Here is an 18,936-nt window from a genome sequence, read left to right on the forward strand (position 1 = left end):
AAGCCACAACTCACCTGACCAGACCGAAAACCCCGCTCCTCCATCCACAACCCGGGTCAATTCCTCATGGCAATCTCGGGTCAGCTCTCACTGGCATTCAACAGCCGACCAACGACGAGTGCTGGTTCCACGGCCGGCAGCTCGACACGACGGCGGCGCGATCGAACTCCTATGTCCGCCACCAGCAGATCCCGGAGCCGAATGCGCTCTACCGCTTCCGGATCCGGGTGCGGAACCGGCAGTTCATCAACGGCATCTCGGCTGTGGCCAACAACGGCTCCGGCCTGGTGCGGATCACCCGCGCGGCGCATGGCTTCGCGACGAACGACGTGGTGACGGTCGCCGACGTCTCGGGGGTTCCCGGCGCGAATGGGACGTTCACAATCACCGTCATCGACGCGAACAGCTTCGACCTGGTCGGCTCGACCTTCTCCGGCGCCTACCTGAACACCGGCTGGGCCTCGGTCAGCCGGAACCTGGCGCCAGCTTCCAGCACCGATGTGAAGGTGCAGTTCGTCACCATCGCGGACTACGCCGAGCTCACCACCGAGATCACCGCCGGCCGCGGCCAGTCCGTCGCGGGCCAGGGGCTCGGGGTGAACGTGCTGAGCACCATCGCCCCGACGCTGACGGCGGTGGGCGGCCAGGCGCGCAATACGAACGGCGCACTGCCGGTGCTGGTGGCGACCGGCCTCTCGACGAACCCGACGGCCGTGACCACCGGCCGAGGCATCGACCTGCTGGCGACGCTGATCGGCGCGCTGGTCAACAAGCCCTTCTCCATCCCGGAGGCGGACTGGCAGTTCGCCGGCGCCGCGGGCGGGATCACCGGCACGACCGACGTGGTTCTGAAGGCCGCGGCCGCCGCCGGCATCCGGAACTACGTCACCTCGATCGACCTGCGGAACGCGCACGCGACGGTGGCGACGGAGGTGGTGATCAAGGACGGCGCCACGGTGATCTGGCGGCAGCTGCTGCCGGCGGCGATGGCGACCCCGGTGGACATCGCCTTCCCGACGCCACTGCGCGGCACGGCGGCGACGGCCGTGAACCTCGCCTGCCTGACCACCGGCGCTCAGGTCTACGTCAACGCGCAGGGCTACGCCGCGCCGTGACGGCCGTCGCCCACAGCTTTTCCCGCGCTTAGCCACAGGCTTATCCACATGTCCGAACCGACCGAGCCGGGCGGGGGCGACCCCGCGCCGGATGCCCCTGCCATGCCGATCGTGGCGCAGCGCGCGCTGGCGGCGCCCGCCACCGTCGATCGTGCCGCGCGCACCGTCGAGGTGGTGTGGTCAACCGGCGCCCGGGCCCGCAACTTCGTCCCCGCCCTCGGCCTCATCACCGAGGAGCTGGAGATGTCGCCGAACGCGGTGCGCATGGACGCGCTGCGATCGGGCCAGGCCCCGGTGCTCAACACCCACCGCCGCGGCGATGCGCGTGACGTCCTTGGCCGCGTCACGGCCGCCCGCCTCGAGCGCGGGCGAGGCTACGCCACGCTGCAGTTCTCCGCCGCCGGCGACGTCGAGCCGATCTGGCAGCGCATCGCCGACGGCACGCTGCGGGCGGTGAGCGTCGGCTATCGCGTGCATCGCTACGAGCCGCGGCCGGACGCCGCCACCGGCGAGACCGTCCACCGCGCGGTGGATTGGGAGCCCTTCGAGATCTCCGTCGTGCCGGTCCCGGTGGATCGCGATGCGGCGGTCCGCGCGCAGGGGGAGCAGGGCCTCCCAGCGCCGGCGATCGAACCCGCCCTGCCTGACGAGGATCCATCCATGCCCGAGACGACGCCGGCGACCCCGGCTGCCCCGCCTGCGGCGCCGCCCTCCGCCGCGCCGTCCACCCCGCCCCAGGAGACCACCGTGACCACTACGCCCAGCCCTGCGCCGACCGCGCCGCCCGAGCCCACCCGCGCCGCGCCCGCGCCGGCCACCTCGCCGATCGACCTCGACGCGATCCGCGCCGAGGCCGAGCGCGCCGTCGCCGAACGCATCGCCAGCTACGAGCCGGTGCTCGCCGCCGCGCGCGGCCTGCTCCCCGCCGACACCATCGACGCGATGCGCCAGGCCGCGATGCGCGATCGCGCCAGCCCCGAGGTGCTGCGCGCCCGCCTGTGGGAGGCCTTCACCCAGACCCAGACCAGCCGCTCCACGCTCCCGGCCCGCCCGGAGAGCGGCCCCGGCCACGATGACCCGGCGCAGCTGCTCGACGCCATGGCCGAGGCGCTCGCAGCCCGCTCCATGCCGGGCTACCAGCCGCCGAGCACCGGCCCCGGCGCTGGCCGACACGCCGAGTTCATGGGCTGGCGCCCCTCCGACATGCTGCGCGAGCTCCTCGCCCGCCGTGGTGACCGCAATCCGCCGCGCAACCCGACGGTGCTGGCCGAGCGCGCCTTCCACACCAGCTCCGACTTCCCGCTGCTGCTCTCGGCCGCCGCCAACAAGATGCTGCTCGCCGCCTACGCGCCGGCGCAGCCGACCTACCGGCAGATCTTCCTCCGCCGCGACTTCCGCGACTTCAAGCCGCATCGCCACCTGCGCATCGGCGACTTCCCGACCCTTCTGCCGCTGCTGGAGAACGGTGAGATCCAGGTCGGCACCATGTCCGAGAGCCAGGAGATCGTCGTCCTGCAGACCTTCGCGCGGCGCATCCGCGTGACGCGACCGATGCTGGTCAATGACGACCTTGGCGCCTTCACCGACTTCGCCGCGGCGATCGGGCGGCGCGTCGCCGAGTTCGAGAACGCGACGGCCTACCAGCTGCTGAACAGCGGCAATGGCGACGGCCCGACGCTCACCAGCGGCAACGCCACCGTGTTCGGCACCGGCGCGGGGCGCGCGAACAAGGCCGGCGCGGGCTCCGCTCTCGACCTGCCGAACCTCGCCGTCGCCCGCGCCGCCATCATGCGCCAGAAGACCCTCGATGGCCTGCCGATCTCGATCGGCAGCACCATGCGGCTGCTGGTCGGCCCGAGCCAGGAGCTCGCGGCCCGGCAGCTCACCATCAGTGTCGCCGCCAACCAGATCGGCAACGCGAACGTCTTCGCGGGCTTCGTCCAGCCCCTCGTCGAGCCGCTGATCGGGGCGAACCGCTGGTACCTCTTCTCCGATCCGCTGAGCGCGCCGGTCTACGTCTACGGCTACCTCAACGGCGCGGAGGGACCGCAGGTCACCACCGGCCCGGTCCAGGGCGCCGACGGCGTCGAGGTCAGCGTGATCTTCGACTTCGGCGTCGGCGCGATCGACTGGCGCGGCGCCTGGTTCAACCCGGGCACCTGATCCCGGGCTCACTCCTTCCACCATGAACCCACGCAGAGGGCGCCCCCACGGGCGCCTTCTACGTTTCTGGAGACCCCATCCCCATGCGCAACTGCATCCGTCCCGACGCACGCTCCGTCCCCATGGTCGTGCCTTATGCCGGCGGCATCCTCTCCGGCCAGGGCATGCTGGTCGGCGCCTTCTTCGGTGTCGCCGCGGCCGACGCCGCGCAGAACGCCACCGTCGAGTGCGAGACCCGCGGCGAGTTCGAGCTCGCTAAGGACCCGAACCAGGCCATGGCGGTCGGCGCGCGCGTCTTCTGGGACAACGCCAACCGCCGCCTGACGACCACCGCGACGGGCAACTTCCAGGTCGGCGTCGTCACCGTCGCCGCCCTCGCGGCCGATGCGACCGTGCGCGTCATGCTCGCCCGTGTACCGGCCTCCGGCGCATGAGCGGCGATCCGAAGCTCAGCCGGGGCTACCGCAACCGCAACCCCGGCAACATCGAGCACCTGCCCACGAACAAGTGGCTCGGCCTCGAGACGCCGCCCTCAGACGGGCGCTTTTGCCGCTTCCGCTCGCACCAGCACGGCATCCGCGCGCTGGCCCTGCTGCTGCAGAGCTACCAGGACCGGCACGGCCTGCGCACGGTCCGCGGCATCGTCGCGCGCTGGGCGCCGAGTAGCGAGAATGACACCCGGGCCTACCAGGCGGCGGTCGCCGCGCGGCTCGGCGTTGGCCTCGACGATCCCATCGACCTGCACGATGCGGCGACCATGCGCGGGCTGGTCGAGGCGGTCATCCGCCACGAGCTCGGCGGCATGCCCTACGCGCCGGAGACGATCGCGGAGGGCCTTCGCATGGCCGGCCTGGTCCAGCCAGGCCTCGCCCACAGCGGGACGGTCCGCGCCGCCGCGGGCTCGGTGGTCGCCGGCGTCACGGCCGCGGCGGTGGTCGATGCGGTCACCACCCTGGCGCCGCATGCCGAGGGCCTCGCGGCGGTGCTGCGGGCGCTCGGCCCCTGGGGCGTCGCCGCCGCGGTGATCGGCGTCGCGGCCTGGACCATCCACCAGCGGCTGCAGCGGCAGCGGGAGGTCACCCGATGACGGACCACGACCGCGAACTCGGCACCATCGTCACCCGCCTGACCGAGATCGAGCGGCGCCTGGCCGAGGGCGACAAGGACATGCGCGAGCTCACCCGGACCGTGACCGAGCTGGTCAAGGCGATGGCCGGCCTCACGGCGCGGCTGTCGCTGGCGGCGGGCGGACTGCCGGGCGCGTCGCCCGCGATCCCGGCTACGGGCGCGGCCGCGGCCGGCGGCATCGTCGGCGCGGCGGTCGGCGCGAAGCTCGCCTCCTGGCTCGGGCTCGGGTGATCCGCCATGGGCGTGTTCGACGATGCGCTGGTGGTGCTCGCCGCCGACCCGAACCTCGGGGTGGAGGCGACTTACCGCGCCGCCGGCACCGGCGCGCCCATGTCCCTTCGGGTGCTCCGATCGAACCCTGATCGCGTGGCAGACGCGTTCGACACGCCGCTGCTGCGCGCGACCGATGTGCTGACCGTCAGCATCGCCCTGCTGGCGGCGGTCGAGGCGGGCGACACCTTCGCCATCGGCGCGGACCTGCTGACGGTGGACAGCGGCGAACGGGATGCCGCCGGGGTCGCCTGGCGCGTGCTCTGCCGGCGGTAGGCGATGCGCCTCTCCGCTGTCGTCGGCGATCTCCGCAAGGCGCTGGCCGAGGAGGTCCGCGCCGGCGAGCGCGCCGCCTCCCGCGCCGTGCGTGCCGAGACGGATGCCCTGAAGACTGAGCTCCGCGGCCAAGTCACCGGCTCGCTCGGCGGCAAGGCGCGCGGCATCGCCAATGCCTGGCGCTCGCAGGTCTTCCCGCGCACCGGCGTGTCGCTGCGCGCCGCCGGCCTCGTCTGGAGCAAGACGCCGCTCGTCATCGACGCCTTCGAGCGCGGCGCCCTCATCCGGCCGAAGGGCGGCGGGCGCTTCCTGGCGATCGCCACCGGCTTCAACGCCGCCCGCGGCTGGCGCGGCCGCGGCGACAAGGGCCTGCGCGTGACGCCGGCCCAGATGGTCGCCTCCGGCCAGGGCTTCCTCCGGCCCTTCCGCTCCGGCCGCGGCTTCGTCTGGTGCCTGCCGCTGCGCCAGGGGACGCAGACCGGCCGGCGCCGCCGCACCCGCCTCATCGCCGGCGGTGTGGCGGAGGTCGGCACCGCCAACCGCAAGGGCCGCGAGGCCTGGGCGCGCGGCCTGCTCGAACAGGGGATGGTGCCGATGTTCCTGCTGCTGCCGCAGGTGAAGCTGACCAAGCGCCTCGACGTGCGCGGGGCGTCGCTCCGCGCCCTCCGTCGCCTGCCGCGGCGCTTCTTGACGGCCTGGGAAGCCGAGACGGCGAGGACCGGATGAGTGTCCGCGAGACCGCCCTGGCCGCCCTGTCCGCCCGCCTGGGCGCCGCCCTGGCCGCGCGGAACCCCGCCCCAAAGGTCCTCCGCAACGAGACCGTGCCGCAGCGCCTGCCCGCCGGCGGACTGGTTGTGGTCCGCGACGGCGAGACGGTGGAGGAGACCGCGATCCTCTCGCCGCTTGCCTGGGCGGTCGAGCACAGGGCGGAAGTCGAGGTCGTCGCGGCCACCGGCGCGCTGCTCGACGCGCTGCTGGTCGACATTGCGTCCGCGGTCGCCGGCGACCGCACCCTCGCCGGCGCGGTCGAGTGGGCGCAGCCCGGCGCGCCCTCCTTCGACGACGCGGAGGTCGAGGGCGCCGCCGCGTCGCGCGCCGCTGCCGTCCCCGTCACGCTGTCCTTCACCGTCGCCGGCTCGCCGCTGGCCTGACAGGAGCTTCCGATGCCTCGTGCCATCGGCGCGAACTCGCGCCTGCTCATGATCCCCGAGATCACCTACGGCACCGCGCCCGGCGGCAACTGGCGGCGCGTGCCCTTCCTCTCATGCAACCTCGGCGCGGAGCAGCCGCTGCTGGACGCCGACGTCATCGGCCTCGGCGGCAATCGCGATCCCGCCGCGCCGTTCTTCGACACGGTCACCGTCGAGGGTGACGTCGTCGTGCCGGTCGACCTGATCAACATCGGCCACTGGCTGCGGCTGCTGCTCGGCGCGCCGACCACCACCGGCACCAACCCGAACTTCACCCACACCTTCGGATCGGGCGCGGCGACGCTGCCCTCGCAGGCGATCGAGATTGGCTATCCCGACGTGCCGAGCTTCGACGTCTGCGCGGGCGTCCGTGCCGACGCGCTGGAGATCGACTTCAGCCCGACCGGGCCCGCCACCGCGACGATCAAGCTGATCGCGCAGGGCTCGACGCGCTCAGGTTCGTCCTCCGGCGGCACGCCGGTCTCGGCGGCCTACACCGCGTTCAACAAGGCGCAGGGCTCGATCAGCCGCGGCGGCGCGGCGCTGGCGCAGGTGACCGGCGCGCGGCTCGCCTACTCGAACAGCGTCGAGGCGGTGCGCACCATCCGTGCCGACCGCAAGATCGAGGGCGCGGATCCCGGCATTGCGCGCGCCACCGGCCAGATCACCGCGCGCTTCGCGGACACCACGCTGCTGACGCAGGCGCAGAACGGCACCGCGGCGGAGTTCGCCTTCGCGTTCACCATCGACGCCAACCGCAGCCTGACTTTCACGCTGCACGAGGTCTATCTGGCGCTGGCGAAGACCCCGATCGAGGGGCCGGCCGGCGTCGAGGCGAGCTTCGAGTTCCGCGCCGCCTTCAACGCCACCGCAACGCGCATGATGACCGCGGTGCTGAAGAACCAGCAGGCGGGGACGGAGTATGCGTAAATGCGTCCCTCGACGAACGTGAATGGTGACCTAGAAGATCGCGATTCGAGAACATCGCACGTGCACGCATATACGTGCCGTCAGTCATTCTTCTCCGCCATCCACCGATGGTACCCGCATAGCCCAGAGCCCATCTCGTAGTCATCCAGCGTGAGCCGTTCTCCGCATAGCGCACAAGCGGCGTCGTCCGGCATTTCGAACCCGCAGAGTGCACATCCTCCTTCTGAGAAAACATAAGTCTCATTGCCGCACTCAGGGCATGTGCCGACCGGGGGCTCGCCCCCGTCTGTCATCGCGATGTAGGCGTCGGCGCCGTACGCCTCGTCAATCGCCGACACCATGAGCGCTTCCGTATCGGCTTCCTCGCCGACTGCGGCGCAAACAAACTGCGCTTCATCCTGTTTAGCGTTGTCGGGGGCGAGCTGCTTGATCAGCTTCGAACCACACCCTGGGCATAGAAATTCATCGGCGGCAATCTGCGCACCGTTCGTCTTCCACTCGATGGTGTCGAGCGTTGATCGGCACGCGGCTAGCTCTTGCTGGAAGAGCTTGTTGTTCTCCAAAAGAGCTCCCCAACATGCCGCACCGAGCGCACCGACGGGCTCTTCCTCGAGTATCGACGTGAGCAGCTCTCGGATCGCCAGGAAGGCTTCTGAAACAGCCTCACGGGCGAGCGCTTCGCCACCCTTGTAGAACATGTGCTCCATATCGTTCCGAATCTTGGTGACGCGATCGACGTCGTTCCAGTCGAACGAGATGCCAAGGCTCCTGAAGCGCTCCTTGATGCCCTGAACGTCGACGGTATTAGTGCCGGAGCCCTTCAGGGAAAGGGAGCCTGTCGAGTCTCGAATAGGCTCGATTTTCTGCATCAGAAGGACCTCTCCGTCCGGAGAGAGGCGCCGCAGCTTCTCTTTGCAAAGCAGCAGCATGCCCGCCTGCACGTTGCGAACGGCCGAGATGATCCGGCGTGGATCGTCTGACGCGAAGTCCTCGACCCCGATCTGTATGGAATGAATTGCATTCTCGAAGAGGCTCATGCTGGCCAGTGTAGGTCGCTGATCGCCAAGAATCATCGAGTTCGTATTCCGGCATCGGTCGTTGGAGTGGCCCGACGTCAGAGCCACGACCGTGCGAAGTGTCGTCCATCGCAGAGTGGGCGACGACCAGATGCGCCCAGTCATCTTGAATCAGGAGATGCAGTGATGCTCACCCTCGACCTCCCGGCCGAGCCGTACTGGCTCGACCTGCCGCGCGGCGTCCGCGTCGAGATCCGCCCCGTGACAACTGCGGTCATGGCCGCCGCGCAGGCTGCCGCCGCCCGTCGCCTCGCCGCGATCCGCATCGCCGACCCGGACCTCGACCCCGACATGTCGCGCGGCCTGTCCTTCGCCTTCCTGGTCAAGGCGCTCGCCCGCCACGCCGTCACCGCCTGGCAGGGTGTCGGTGATGCCGCCGGCAAGCCGCTGCCGCTCTCGCCCGAGGCGGTCGAGCGGCTCATGGATCTCGACGACATCGCCGCCGCCTTCTGGGACCGCGCCACAGCCCCGGTCACCGAGGTGGCCGCCGAGGGAAACGGCTGAGGGCCCGCGCCGCCTGGCACTTCGGTCGCGGGCCCGAGTACTGCCGCGGCTGCGCCGCCCTCGGTCGCGACTGCGCCGACGCCTGTCCCTATGCAGCGCACGCCCCCGCCAGCGTCCAGGGGCACGCCTGCTGGGCCGCCGGCACCGCATGCGCGGAGGTCACCATGGCCGGCCTGACGCTCGACACCGCCGGCGCGCTCGCCGCGGCGCGCGAGCTCGGTGCCGCGGGATGGGCCGCGGCCGAACTGCTGCTCGCCATCCGCATCGGCATGGCCGAGGGCAGCGCCGCCCGCTGCGAGGGGGAGACGAGCTGACATGGCCGACGCTACCCGCCGCGTCTCGGTTCGCCTCTCGCTGGACGACGCCGCTCGGGTCAAGGCCGGGCTGCGCGAGGTCGGCGAGACCGGCCAGCGCTCCCTCGACCAGATCAAGGGCGGCGCCGAGCGCGCCTCCCGCTCCCTCGACCTGCTCGACGTCGCCACGCGCGGCATCCAGCTCGCCGGCGTGGCGGTGGCAGCCCGCGCCCTGGTCCAGGCCGGCGACGCGCTCACCCAGAGCCTCTCGCGCCTGCAGAACGCGACCGGCTCGGTCGAGCGCGCCGGTCAGGTCTACGAGGCGCTGTATCGCAATGCTCTCTCGACCGGCGTCGCGGTGTCCGAGAGCGTCGACGCCTTCCAGCGCTTCTCGATCGCCGCGCGCGAGATCGGCGCCACCTCCGACCAGGTGGTCCGCCTCGTCGGCGGCCTGCAGCGCGTCGCCATCGTCTCCGGCGCGTCGACGCAGGAGATCTCCTCGGCCACGCTCCAGCTCGCCCAGGCGCTCGCCTCCGGCGTGCTGCAGGGCGACGAGCTGCGCTCCATCCTCGAGGCCATGCCGCTGCTGGCCGAGGGCCTGGCGCGCGAACTCGGCGTTTCGATCGGCGAGCTCCGCAAGCTCGGCAGCGAGGGCAAGCTCACCGCCGAGCGGGTGTTTCCCGCCCTGCTGCGCGCCACCGAGCGCCTCGGCGCCGAGCTCGACCGCGCCCCGCTCTCGCTCGGCCGCGCCTTCGGGCAGCTGACGGCGGCGACCGAGAACTTCCTCGGCCAGCTCGACCGCGCCATCGGCCTGTCCAACGCGCTCGCCCGCGCACTCTCTGCGGCCGCGCGCGCGGTGGACAGCGTCCGCCAGGGCGCCGGGCTGCGCAGCGAGGAGGAGCGCCTCGCCGGCCTGCGCCGCCAGGCTGAGGCGCTGTCGGCGCAGATCGGCCGGCTGGAGAGCGAGGGCGACGGCCGCGACAGCCTGCGCGCCCCGGTCCGCCGCGGCAGCATCCGCCCCGGCCTGGTCGGTACCGCCGAGCAGCAGGCCGGCGTCGACAGCCGTGCGCGGCTGGAGGAGCTGCGCCGCGACTACTTCGCGACCCTGGCCGAGATCGACACCGCCGAGCGGGAGTCGCTCAACCGCCGCCTGAAGGAGCAGGAGCGCGCCGGCCAGGCCGCGACCGATGCCCGCCGCCGCCGCGCGACGCAGGACGTCCAGGAGCTCACCCGCGACCTCGACGACCGCTTCCGGATCAACCGGGAGTACGAGGAACGGGTCCGGCGCCTGCGCGAGGCCGAGGCGGCCGGCGCCGTCACCGCCGCCGAGCGCACCCGCCTCGAGACCTTGGCGCTGCAGGAGCGCGACGAGGCGCTGCGCCGCCTCGAGCCGCGCATTGCCGCCGTGCGCCGCGCCAGCACCGAGGGCGCGCGGGAGGCGCGCGACGCCGAGCGGCAGCTGAACGACCTGCTGCGCGAGCGCGAACGGCTGATCCAGGACAACGAGACCGCCTATGAGCGTTATCAGCGCCGGCTGGAGCGGCTGTCCGACCTGGTGCAGCGCGCCGAGCGCGCCGGCCGGCCGATCCCCGACGAGACGATCGGGCGGGAGGCGCAGCGCGCGCTGGAGGATCTGGAGGAGGCCGAGCGGCGGCTGCAGCGCAGCACCGAGGGCACGCGGGAGGCGGCGCGCGAGTTGGGCTTCGCGTTCTCCTCCGCCTTCGAGGACGCGATCGTGCGCGGCGACAAGCTGTCCAAGGTCATGCAGGGCCTGCTGCAGGACATCACCCGCATCATCGCCAGGCGCACGATCACCGAGCCGCTGGGCAACGCCGTCTCGGCCGGCCTCACCAGCCTCGGCGCCGGCAGCTGGTTCGACGGCATCGGCTCCTGGCTCGGCGGGCTGTTCCGCGCCGAGGGCGGCCCTGTCGCGGCCGGCCAGCCCTACATCGTCGGTGAGCGCGGGCCCGAATGGTTCGTCCCGGACCGCGGCGGGACAGTGCTGCCGAACGGCATGGCGCCGGGCGGCCCGGTGATCCAGCAGACCATCAACATCGATGCGCGCGGAGCGGACGCCGGGGTCGAGGCGCGGCTGCGGCTGCTCGCCGGGCAGATCGCGCGGCAGGCCTCGGCGATGACTCTCGATGCCATCCGCCGCGGTGGCAGCGCCTACGAGACGGTGCGGGGATGACCGAATACGTCTGGCCCGAGGCGCTGCGCCCGACGCGGCTGACCTTCTATCTCCAGCACAACACCACGCGCTTCGTCTCGCCGGTCAGCCGCGCCACGCAGGTGCTGCGGCGGGAGGGCGCGCGCTGGGTCGCGCAGGCCACCTTCGATCCGCTCGACCGCGTGCGCACAGGCCTCCTCGAAGGGCTGCTCGCGGCGCTGGCAGGCTCGGTGAACACCGTCCGGATCTGGGACTGGCGCCGCGAGTTCCGCACCGGCGATCCGCGGGTGCAGGGCGACGTGCCGAGCGGGCCCTTCTCCTACTCGGACGCCACCATCTTCACCGACGGCACCGGCTTCGTGGTCGGCTCGGGCAATCCTGCGCTGGCGGCCGGCGCGCCGCGCGGGGCGCTGGCGATCCAGACAGGAGGCTGGTGGCCGAACGGCGTCGCGGTCGGCGCGGGCGACCTGATCGGCCTGGCCGGGCGGCTGCACATCGCCACCGAGACCGTCACCGCCGCGGGCGCGGGCACGGCGACGATACCGATCGCCCCGCCGCTGCGCGAGGCGCTGCTGATCAACCAGCCGCTGGTCCTCACCAAGCCCACCGTCGCCATGCGCCTCGTCTCCGACGACGAGGCCGCCAACCCGACCCGGCCCGGACGCTTCACCGCGATCACCATCCGCCTTGAGGAGGCCCTGTAGTGTCCGACACCAACGGCACGCCACGGCTGTCGCCGCATGCGGCTTCCTCCGCCACCTCGCCGGTTGCAGCGCCCGTCGTGCTGGTCGAGCTCGACTTCGCCTCGGGCCCCTTCCGCGCCTGGACCGGGCTCGGCCCGCTGAACTGGGCGGGGAAGGTCTTCGAGGGCGTAGGCTCGATCGGGGCGGTGGGCGAGGTCGAGGAGACGGTGGAACTGCGCGCCGTACGCCTGACGCTCGCGCTCTCCCCCGTGCCGCAGGAGGTGGTGGACATCGCGCTCGCCGAGCGAAGCTTCCGGCTGCGCCCCGCCCGGCTCTGGGGCGCGCTGCTCGACGCCGAGGGCGCCTTCGTCGCCGACCCGTTCCCGCTCTGGGCGGGGCTGATGGACACGATGGAGGTGACAGACGGAGCGGAGCCGCGCGTCGCGCTCACCTGCGAGAGCCGGCTCGTCGACCTCGAGCGCGCCGAGGTGCGCCGCTACACCGACGCCGACCAGCAGGCCGAGTATCCGGGCGACCGCTTCTTCGAGTACGTCCCCGCCCTGCAGGAAGCGGAGATCCGGCTGCCCGCGCAGTGACGCGGCGGTCGGACTGGGCGGCGCGGCTGGCAGCCCTGCTGTCGGCGGTGGAGACGCGCCCCTTCGACAGCCATCGCTGGAATTGCGGCCGCTTCGCTCTGGCCGCGGTGGAGGCCGTGACGGGCGCCCGGCCGCGCCTTCGCATCCTGCCCGACCTCATGGCCACGGCCGACAGCGCCGGCTTCCCGCGCGTGGCGCCACTGCGTGCCGGCATGGGCGACATCGTCCTCGCGCCTGATCCCCACCGTCTCGGCGTGGTGCTCGACGCCGGCCGCGTCGCCTTTGTCGGGCCGCGCGGGCTGCTGCGCGCGCCGATCACCCTCTGCACCATCGCCTGGAGGATCGGCTGATGCCCGCTGCCGTTCCCCTGATCGCCGTCGTCGCCGGCGGCGTCGCCTCGGCCGCCGTGGGCGGCGGCATCATCGGCGCGATCGTCGGCGCCGGCGCCGCCTTCGTGGTCTCGACGATCGGCGCCTCGGTCTTCCCCGCCAAGCGGCCAACCGCTCCGACGTCCTCCGCCGCGCTCCGCCCGGGGGACGACCCCACCGCGCCTGGCGCCGGCCGAACGCAGTCCTTCCGCCAGCCGATCACCGAGCACCAGATCGTCTTCGGCCGCAGCAAGGTCGGCGGGCCGATCGTCTTCATCCACTCGGCCACCGACGACACCGGCCGCGCCGATGGCTGGTTCTACGCGGTCGTCGTGCTCGCCGCGCACCGCGTCCGCACCATCGGCGACGTCTGGCTCGGCGACACGCTGGCGACCGACGCGAAGTTCGCCGGGCTGGTGCGCATCGACCGCCATCTCGGCGATCCGGACCAGGCCGCCAACACCAACCTGATCGCCGAGACCGGGGGCAAGTGGACCGCCGACCATCGTGGCCGCGGCCGCGCCTATGTCGCCGTCCGCCTCAAGATCACCGCCGAGGCCTTTCCCTCCGGCCCGCCGAACATCGCCGCGCTGGTCGAGGGCGCGGACACCATCCTGGATCCGCGCGCCGGGGCGACCGGCTGGTCTGACAACCCGGCGCTTTGCCTCGCCTGGTACCTGACCGCGCCCTTCGGCTGGAAGGCGTCCTGGGACGACATCGACATCCCCGCCCTCATTGCCGCGGCGAACATCTGCGACGAGCTGATCGGCACCCGGGCCGGCGTCACCGAGCGGCGCTACACGCTGAACGGCCGCGTCTCGCTGGGCGAGGGAAAGATCGCCATCACCCGCAAGCTGGTCGCCGCCATGGCCGGGGCGCTGGTCGTCTCGGGCGGGCGGTTCTTCATCCATGCCGGCGGCCCGGCGCTGCCGGCGGCGACGCTCACCTCGGACGACCTGCGCGGCGACGTCACCATCCAGGGCAGCCGGCCGCGGCGGGACCTCTTCAACGGGGTGCGGGCCGTCTACGTCGACCCGGCGAAGAACTGGCAGCCCACCGACGCGCCGCCGCTGCTCGCCAGCAACTACGTCGCCGAGGACGGCGGGGAGCAGATCTACCTCGACATGGAGTTCCCGCTGACCACCTCGGTCAGCACCGTCCAGCGCCTCATGAAGGCCGAGCTGGAGCGGATCCGCCGCCAGCGCGAGGTGGCCTTCCCGGCCAACCTCTCGGCCCTGCGGCTGCGCCCCTGGGACGGGGTGACGGTCGCGCTCGACCGGGTCGGGCCCTTCCCGGCGCGGGTAACCGGCTGGCGGCTGTCGCCGGATGGCGGCGTGGACCTCACCCTCTCCGAGGAGGACCCGGCGGTGTGGGACTGGAACCCGGCGGTGGACGAGCGCGCCGCCGGTGACAGCCCCTCCGTCGTGCTGCCGAACCCCGGCGTCATCGGTACGCCGGCCTCGATCACGGTGGACACGCCCACGGGCGCCGCCTTTGCCGCGCTCGGCGTGTCCTGGGTCGCGGTCGGCAGCGCCTATCTCGCCGGCTACGAGCTCGAGTTCCGCCCTGCCTCCGTTGCCGCTTGGCAGGGTTACGGTGGCGCCCTCGGCGCGACCGCGGCCTCGGTCCCGACCACCGAGCCCACCGCCTTCCGGGCGCGCGCGGTGGCGCGCAGTGGGGCGGTGTCGGGCTGGCGGGAGGCAGCCATCCCAGGCGCCGTCACAGCGCCGGCCGCGCTTGGCATCACCGGGGGCGTGCGCCTATCGGCCGGCTTCCCGGCCGATGCGGCGCAGCTGCAGGTGTTCGAGGCCAGCAGCGCCAGTCTTGCCGCCGCCGTGAAGCTGGCCACCGAGCCCACCGCGCTGCCCTGGGACCGCACCGGCCTCACCGCGGGCCAGGCCCGCTGGTACTGGCTCCGCGCCGTCTCCGCCGAGGGCAACGTCTCGGCCCTCGCCGGGCCGGTCACCGCGACCGTGCTCTGATCGGAGGTAGCCATGGCCGCCCGCATCGACGACCTGATGGTTCTTGGCCAGAACATCTCCAAGACCGACCTGGCGAAGTACTTGCGCGACCGCGAAGCCGTGCTGCCGCGCGACTTCGGCGGCCTCGGCGATGGCGCGGCGAACGACCGCGCCGCCATCCAGGCCTGCTTCGACCGCGCCGCGGCGGACCAGAAATTCGCCGTCATCCCGCCTGGCACCTGGAACGTCGACGCCGGCGTCACGCTCGGCGGCGGCGCCCGCGGGCTGATCATGCAGGGGGTGATCCAGTACACCGGCGCGGCCAATGCGCCGGCCACTCTGCTAACGCTCGGGGACGGCGGCACCACCCGCAACGGCGAGAAGCTCTACCTCAACCTCCAGGTCACGCGGCAGATCCAGTCGGACTGGGCCAGCGAGGCGGACATCGGCATCGTCGCCCGCAACCTCGACTCCTCGCTGCTCGACCTCCGCCTGGTCTCGGGCTTCACGATCGGGCTGCGAACTCTCGGTGACGGCCGCGGCTTCGAGGACTCCACGCTGGTCCTCGGGCGGATCCTGAACAACCGCTACGGGCTCGACGCGCACTGCGCAACGGCGACGGCCTGGAACACCTCGATCCGCTACTACGGCGGGCACTTCGCCTGCGCGACCGGGATCAACCCGACCATCGACCGCTTCGGGGTACGCTTCTCGCGCCAGGCCGGGGCCTACAACAACCACAACCGCCACATCTTCGACGGGCCGAACTTCGAACTCCGCCAGCTCGACCCGAACGTCGCCGTCCCCTTCCTGAACGAAACCAGCGGCACCGCGATCATTGCCCGCGGCATGCGCATGGAGGCCTGCTCGCCGCTCGCGGCGCGGCACACCGAGGCGGCGACGGACTGCGAGTACGAGGTGGCCTGGGCGCAGACCTACGCCATCGGCATCGACTACACCGCGACCGCGACCCGGGCCGGCAACGCCGTCTACAACCGCCATCGCGCGCCGGCCTCGCGCCTGACCCGGCTGCTGGCGAACATCCCGAACCTGCGCGCCGCGGCCTTCCGGCACAGCAACACCGAGATCGGCGTGGAGGGGGCCTGCATCATCGCCACCTCCACCACCACCGAGACCACCATGGCGGCGCTGTCCTGGAACGGGCTGGACGGCATCGCCGCGACCGGGCGGGGGCTGCTGCTGAACGCGAACCGCGGCGTCGCCTTCGTGGTGCAGACGACGCACGCGAAGGAGTTCGCGCTGGCGCATTGGCTGGTCGGCGGCGCGGATGGCGGGCGGCTCTGCGTCCGCTGCTTCGACGGGGCGGGCACCGTGCGGGAGAACCAGCCGCAGGACGTGCTGGCGTCCGGCACCACGATGCAGTGGGACACCGCGTCGAAGAGCTGGCAGGCGGGCGCTGTCATGCAAGACAGCTCGCTGAACCGGCGGCAGACGGTGCGGCTCGGTTCGGGCGTGGCCTTCGCGCAGATCGGCCTCATCGGCTTCGACGGGCAGATCGAGCTCGAGGCGCTGCGGCTCTACGGCCTGCCGGAGGATGCGCCGGCGGTGCTCTATGGCTGTCCCTCGCTGCCGGCGGGGACGCGGACGCTGGCGCTGGAGACCAGCTGGGACCTGCCAAGCCTCGGCCCCGGCGCGACGGCCAACGTCGACATCACCGTTCCTGGCGCACGGCGCGGCGACTTCGCGGATGCCTCGCTCGACACCAGCAGCATCGCCTTCGTGCTGGATTGCCATGTGTGGAGCAACAACAGCGTGCGCGTCACCGCGCGGAACGTCAGCGCGTCGACGGTGGACCTCGCCGCGGCGCCGCTGGCGGTGCAGGTGGTGAAGCGGCGATTGCCGTGATCCGAGACAATCATCGACCGCGACTTTCGCCACATTGCCGCGCACCGTTGGCCCGAAATCTTGCGGCAATCCGGGCGGCGAATGCTGCACGAGACGTCCCACGATAGGGCAACTTTCCGGCTCACCCGGCCTGCGCGGAGGCCCAGCGAACGATATCAGCCGCGGACATGACGCCGCTGGTGCGGGCGATCTCCTTGCCTGACTTGAACAAGATCATCGTCGGGATCCCTCGGATGCCGAAGCGGCCGGCAATGTCGGCCTCGGCTTCCGTGTCCAGCTTGCCGAGGCGGAACCGGGGTTCCAGCATGCGCGACGCAGCATCGAATTGTGGTGCCATGACCTTGCAGGGTCCGCACCAGGCAGCCCAGAAATCGACCAGCAAGGGTAGTTCCGCAGTCACATGCCGCTCGAAGTTGTTCGCCGTCAGGACGACCGGCGCGCCCTGGAACAGGGCCGCGCCACAGCGACCGCAGCGTGGATTTTCGTTGAGGCGCGTCTCCGGAACCCGGTTTGTGGTCGCACAATCGGGGCAGGCAACGGTTGGCACGGATTGATCCTCCGCTCAGATGTGTCGTTCTTCATGTACGATGTCGGAATTGACGTCGCGCAGGGCCGAGGCGGAAACCGCGCCGTGACCATCACGACGAATCCGCCCAAGCGGTTGTCCGTCATCACCCTCCCCGTGCCTCACGCTGGCGTGGCTGCGGAAGATACTCGACGCCGCCGCCCTGCCGCCGCACAGGTTGTGGATACAACGTCATCAGTTCGAGCACTTCCGGCGGCATCTCCACAGCGACGGGCAGGCCCATCTCCCGCGCCTCCTCAGCCGCGATCGGATAGTCATGCGTCCAGGTGCCGGTCGCGAGGCGGGCGGCCAGCCTCCGGGCCGCCTCCTCCTCCATCTTCTCGGCGAGAAGCCGGGTCGCGGCCGCCTCGACCTGCGCGATCGCCTTGCGGCCGACATCGGCCAGCACCAGCGTCCGGTCGTCCACCTCGGCGAGCGGCTTTTCCTCGGCGACCTTGATGATCGAGGCGGCCGGCATGCCGTCAAGCTGCGGATCGATCGGGCCGAGCACGGAATGGCGGCACATGACGATCTGGTCGGCAGCCAGTGCGATGAGCGTGCCGCCTGACATGGCGTAATGCGGCACGAAGACCGTCACCTTCCCCTTGTGCCCCTGGATCGCCCGCGCGATCTGCGTGGCTGCCAGCACCAGGCCGCCTGGCGTGTGCAGCACGATGTCGAGCGGCACCTCGTCATCCGTGAGCTGGATCGCGCGCAACACCTCCTCGCTGTCATTGACGTCGATGTAGCGCAGGAGCGGGAAGCCGAGCAGGCTCATCGTCTCCTGCCTGTGGACCAGCAGGATGACGCGGCTGCCGCGGGCCCTCTCGATCTGTGCGATCTTGCGCGCCCGCATGGCATCCAGGTAGCGCCGCTGCAGCACGGGCTGCAGGGCCGACAGCATGAAGAACAGCCAGAGAAGATCCATCACCCCCACGGTCCGCCTCCTCCACTGCGCCGGCCATCCGGCAGGAACCCGTACATCCCCTCGTCGCGATAGTAGGGCCGATACACGCGCCGCGCCCGCCGGACGAAGGGGGCGAGGAGCCATCCGGCCAGGAAGCCGCCGATATGCGCCCACCAGGCGGTTCCGCCGGAATCCCCCTCCTGGCCCAGCGTCAGAAGCCCCGGCACGATCTGCATGAGGAACCAGATCAGCGCGAAGCCGATCGCCCGCACCTCGAAGAAGAACGGAATGAACAGGATCGGCACCACCATCACGAGCCGTGCCGCCGGAAACAGCCGCGCATAGCACCCGATCACGCCGGCGATCGCGCCCGAGGCGCCGAGGGCGGGCACGGTCGAGGCCGGATTGGCCAGCACATGCGCGAGGCCGGCCGCGATGCCGCAGACCAGGTAGAAGGCCAGGAACCGTACCGCGCCCAGCCGGTCCTCCACGGCGGGCCCGAATATCCAAAGCGTCCACATGTTCAGGATGAGATGGAGCCAGCCACCGTGCAGGAACATGTTGGTCAGGAATGCGCTCCACCCCCCTGGCGACGCCGCGGGCAAGGCGCCGGAGAAGCGCGCCGGCACCAGGGCGTGGCGATAGAGAAAGGCCTCCAGCTCGCGCGGCGGCAGCGACGTCTGATGGAGGAACCCGAGGACGCAGGCTCCGATCAGGCACCACACGACGAAGGGCGGGAAGCGGGACGCAACTGTATCCTGCAGGGGCAGCATCGAAGGATCCCGCACAAGGAGAAGCCGCCCGCCGCCTCACCTCCGCGCGCCGCTTGGAGGCCTTGGGCGGGTGGCGCGCATCGCGATCATGGCATCAGCGGA

General features: G+C 71.7%; 21 protein-coding genes. 17 read left to right on the forward strand and 4 right to left on the reverse strand.

Going from position 1 to position 18,936, the window contains the following annotated elements; genetic code table 11:
* From DOO78_RS20490 to DOO78_RS20530, 9 genes are all read left to right on the forward strand, one after another.
* Positions 1–1,115: ubiquitin-activating E1 FCCH domain-containing protein (locus tag DOO78_RS20490; protein ID WP_243634679.1), on the forward strand; the 1,115-nt coding region annotated here is incomplete at its 5' end.
* Positions 1,116–1,163: 48 nt separating this feature from the next.
* Positions 1,164–3,278, forward strand: coding sequence for a prohead protease/major capsid protein fusion protein (locus tag DOO78_RS20495; protein WP_111471744.1), 2,115 nt, complete (start codon positions 1,164–1,166; stop codon positions 3,276–3,278).
* Positions 3,279–3,400: 122 nt separating this feature from the next.
* Positions 3,401–3,712 (forward strand): DUF2190 family protein, encoded by a 312-nt coding sequence (locus DOO78_RS20500; RefSeq protein WP_243634680.1) that lies wholly within the window; start codon positions 3,401–3,403, stop codon positions 3,710–3,712.
* A complete protein-coding gene (locus DOO78_RS20505; protein WP_111471746.1) occupies positions 3,709–4,365 on the forward strand; it encodes a structural protein in 657 nt (218 codons plus the stop codon). The genes DOO78_RS20500 and DOO78_RS20505 overlap by 4 nt, the downstream gene beginning before the upstream one ends.
* Positions 4,362–4,637 carry a hypothetical protein gene (locus DOO78_RS20510; protein WP_111471747.1) on the forward strand — a complete coding sequence of 92 codons (276 nt, stop codon included), beginning with the start codon at positions 4,362–4,364 and terminating at the stop codon, positions 4,635–4,637. The genes DOO78_RS20505 and DOO78_RS20510 overlap by 4 nt, the downstream gene beginning before the upstream one ends.
* Positions 4,638–4,643: 6 nt before the next feature.
* Positions 4,644–4,952: a head-tail joining protein gene (locus DOO78_RS20515; protein ID WP_111471748.1), complete on the forward strand. Its 309-nt coding sequence runs from the start codon at positions 4,644–4,646 to the stop codon at positions 4,950–4,952.
* 3 nt (positions 4,953–4,955) lie between these two features.
* Positions 4,956–5,678 (forward strand): DUF6441 family protein, encoded by a 723-nt coding sequence (locus tag DOO78_RS20520; RefSeq protein ID WP_111471749.1) that lies wholly within the window; start codon positions 4,956–4,958, stop codon positions 5,676–5,678.
* Positions 5,675–6,103: a hypothetical protein gene (locus DOO78_RS20525; RefSeq protein ID WP_111471750.1), complete on the forward strand. Its 429-nt coding sequence runs from the start codon at positions 5,675–5,677 to the stop codon at positions 6,101–6,103. Before DOO78_RS20520 ends, DOO78_RS20525 begins: the two co-directional genes overlap by 4 nt.
* A gap of 12 nt (positions 6,104–6,115) precedes the next feature.
* The gene (locus DOO78_RS20530) at positions 6,116–7,072 is read left to right on the forward strand and encodes a phage tail tube protein (protein ID WP_111471751.1); all 957 of its coding nucleotides are present in this window, start codon (positions 6,116–6,118) and stop codon (positions 7,070–7,072) included.
* 80 nt (positions 7,073–7,152) lie between these two features.
* Here DOO78_RS20530 and DOO78_RS20535 read toward each other — a convergent pair whose 3' ends face one another.
* The gene (locus DOO78_RS20535; RefSeq protein WP_111471752.1) at positions 7,153–8,109 is read right to left on the reverse strand and encodes a hypothetical protein; all 957 of its coding nucleotides are present in this window, start codon (positions 8,107–8,109) and stop codon (positions 7,153–7,155) included.
* 165 nt (positions 8,110–8,274) lie between these two features.
* Between DOO78_RS20535 and DOO78_RS20540 the strand changes: the two genes are divergently transcribed.
* From DOO78_RS20540 to DOO78_RS20570, 8 genes are all read left to right on the forward strand, one after another.
* Positions 8,275–8,652, forward strand: coding sequence for a hypothetical protein (locus DOO78_RS20540; protein WP_111471753.1), 378 nt, complete (start codon positions 8,275–8,277; stop codon positions 8,650–8,652).
* Positions 8,653–8,816: 164 nt separating this feature from the next.
* Positions 8,817–8,966, forward strand: a complete 150-nt coding sequence (locus DOO78_RS27665) for a hypothetical protein (RefSeq protein ID WP_165839002.1) — start codon at positions 8,817–8,819, stop codon at positions 8,964–8,966.
* 1 nt (position 8,967) lies between these two features.
* Positions 8,968–11,136 (forward strand): tape measure protein, encoded by a 2,169-nt coding sequence (locus DOO78_RS20545; RefSeq protein WP_111471754.1) that lies wholly within the window; start codon positions 8,968–8,970, stop codon positions 11,134–11,136.
* A complete protein-coding gene (locus tag DOO78_RS20550; protein ID WP_111471755.1) occupies positions 11,133–11,819 on the forward strand; it encodes a hypothetical protein in 687 nt (228 codons plus the stop codon). Before DOO78_RS20545 ends, DOO78_RS20550 begins: the two co-directional genes overlap by 4 nt.
* Complete coding sequence (locus DOO78_RS20555) at positions 11,819–12,394, forward strand: hypothetical protein (protein ID WP_111471756.1); 576 nt, start codon at positions 11,819–11,821, stop codon at positions 12,392–12,394. The genes DOO78_RS20550 and DOO78_RS20555 overlap by 1 nt, the downstream gene beginning before the upstream one ends.
* Positions 12,391–12,744, forward strand: coding sequence for a DUF6950 family protein (locus DOO78_RS20560; protein WP_111471757.1), 354 nt, complete (start codon positions 12,391–12,393; stop codon positions 12,742–12,744). The genes DOO78_RS20555 and DOO78_RS20560 overlap by 4 nt, the downstream gene beginning before the upstream one ends.
* Positions 12,744–14,744 (forward strand): phage tail protein, encoded by a 2,001-nt coding sequence (locus tag DOO78_RS20565; protein ID WP_111471758.1) that lies wholly within the window; start codon positions 12,744–12,746, stop codon positions 14,742–14,744. Before DOO78_RS20560 ends, DOO78_RS20565 begins: the two co-directional genes overlap by 1 nt.
* 12 nt (positions 14,745–14,756) lie before the next feature.
* Entirely contained in the window at positions 14,757–16,589 is a 1,833-nt protein-coding gene (locus DOO78_RS20570) for a pectate lyase family protein (protein WP_111471759.1), read from the forward strand.
* Positions 16,590–16,710: 121 nt separating this feature from the next.
* Here the strand turns inward: DOO78_RS20570 and trxC are convergent, their stop codons facing one another.
* The 3 genes from trxC to DOO78_RS20585 all read right to left on the reverse strand — a co-directional run bounded on the left by trxC (position 16,711) and on the right by DOO78_RS20585 (position 18,834).
* Positions 16,711–17,136: a thioredoxin TrxC gene (trxC, locus tag DOO78_RS20575; RefSeq protein ID WP_111471760.1), complete on the reverse strand. Its 426-nt coding sequence runs from the start codon at positions 17,134–17,136 to the stop codon at positions 16,711–16,713.
* Positions 17,137–17,260: 124 nt separating this feature from the next.
* Positions 17,261–18,082, reverse strand: a complete 822-nt coding sequence (locus DOO78_RS20580) for an SDH family Clp fold serine proteinase (protein WP_243634686.1) — start codon at positions 18,080–18,082, stop codon at positions 17,261–17,263.
* Positions 18,082–18,834 (reverse strand): rhomboid family intramembrane serine protease, encoded by a 753-nt coding sequence (locus DOO78_RS20585; protein ID WP_111471762.1) that lies wholly within the window; start codon positions 18,832–18,834, stop codon positions 18,082–18,084. Before DOO78_RS20585 ends, DOO78_RS20580 begins: the two co-directional genes overlap by 1 nt.
* Between the last annotated feature and the right edge of the window lie 102 nt (positions 18,835–18,936).

It is taken from the genome of Roseicella frigidaeris, assembly GCF_003258945.1.
GTDB lineage: Bacteria > Pseudomonadota > Alphaproteobacteria > Acetobacterales > Acetobacteraceae > Paracraurococcus > Paracraurococcus frigidaeris.

Bases quoted from the DNA above. Each gene is read 5' to 3' on its own strand.
- DOO78_RS20495 (WP_111471744.1), top strand. From the start codon at position 1,164: ATGTCCGAACCGACCGAGCCGGGCGGGGGCGACCCCGCGCCGGATGCC.
- DOO78_RS20500 (WP_243634680.1), top strand. From the start codon at position 3,401: ATGGTCGTGCCTTATGCCGGCGGCATCCTCTCCGGCCAGGGCATGCTG.
- DOO78_RS20505 (WP_111471746.1), top strand. From the start codon at position 3,709: ATGAGCGGCGATCCGAAGCTCAGCCGGGGCTACCGCAACCGCAACCCC.
- DOO78_RS20510 (WP_111471747.1), top strand. From the start codon at position 4,362: ATGACGGACCACGACCGCGAACTCGGCACCATCGTCACCCGCCTGACC.
- DOO78_RS20515 (WP_111471748.1), top strand. From the start codon at position 4,644: ATGGGCGTGTTCGACGATGCGCTGGTGGTGCTCGCCGCCGACCCGAAC.
- DOO78_RS20520 (WP_111471749.1), top strand. From the start codon at position 4,956: ATGCGCCTCTCCGCTGTCGTCGGCGATCTCCGCAAGGCGCTGGCCGAG.
- DOO78_RS20525 (WP_111471750.1), top strand. From the start codon at position 5,675: ATGAGTGTCCGCGAGACCGCCCTGGCCGCCCTGTCCGCCCGCCTGGGC.
- DOO78_RS20530 (WP_111471751.1), top strand. From the start codon at position 6,116: ATGCCTCGTGCCATCGGCGCGAACTCGCGCCTGCTCATGATCCCCGAG.
- DOO78_RS20535 (WP_111471752.1), bottom strand. From the start codon at position 8,109: ATGAGCCTCTTCGAGAATGCAATTCATTCCATACAGATCGGGGTCGAG.
- DOO78_RS20540 (WP_111471753.1), top strand. From the start codon at position 8,275: ATGCTCACCCTCGACCTCCCGGCCGAGCCGTACTGGCTCGACCTGCCG.
- DOO78_RS27665 (WP_165839002.1), top strand. From the start codon at position 8,817: ATGGCCGGCCTGACGCTCGACACCGCCGGCGCGCTCGCCGCGGCGCGC.
- DOO78_RS20545 (WP_111471754.1), top strand. From the start codon at position 8,968: ATGGCCGACGCTACCCGCCGCGTCTCGGTTCGCCTCTCGCTGGACGAC.
- DOO78_RS20550 (WP_111471755.1), top strand. From the start codon at position 11,133: ATGACCGAATACGTCTGGCCCGAGGCGCTGCGCCCGACGCGGCTGACC.
- DOO78_RS20565 (WP_111471758.1), top strand. From the start codon at position 12,744: ATGCCCGCTGCCGTTCCCCTGATCGCCGTCGTCGCCGGCGGCGTCGCC.
- DOO78_RS20570 (WP_111471759.1), top strand. From the start codon at position 14,757: ATGGCCGCCCGCATCGACGACCTGATGGTTCTTGGCCAGAACATCTCC.
- DOO78_RS20580 (WP_243634686.1), bottom strand. From the start codon at position 18,082: ATGGATCTTCTCTGGCTGTTCTTCATGCTGTCGGCCCTGCAGCCCGTG.
- DOO78_RS20585 (WP_111471762.1), bottom strand. From the start codon at position 18,834: ATGCTGCCCCTGCAGGATACAGTTGCGTCCCGCTTCCCGCCCTTCGTC.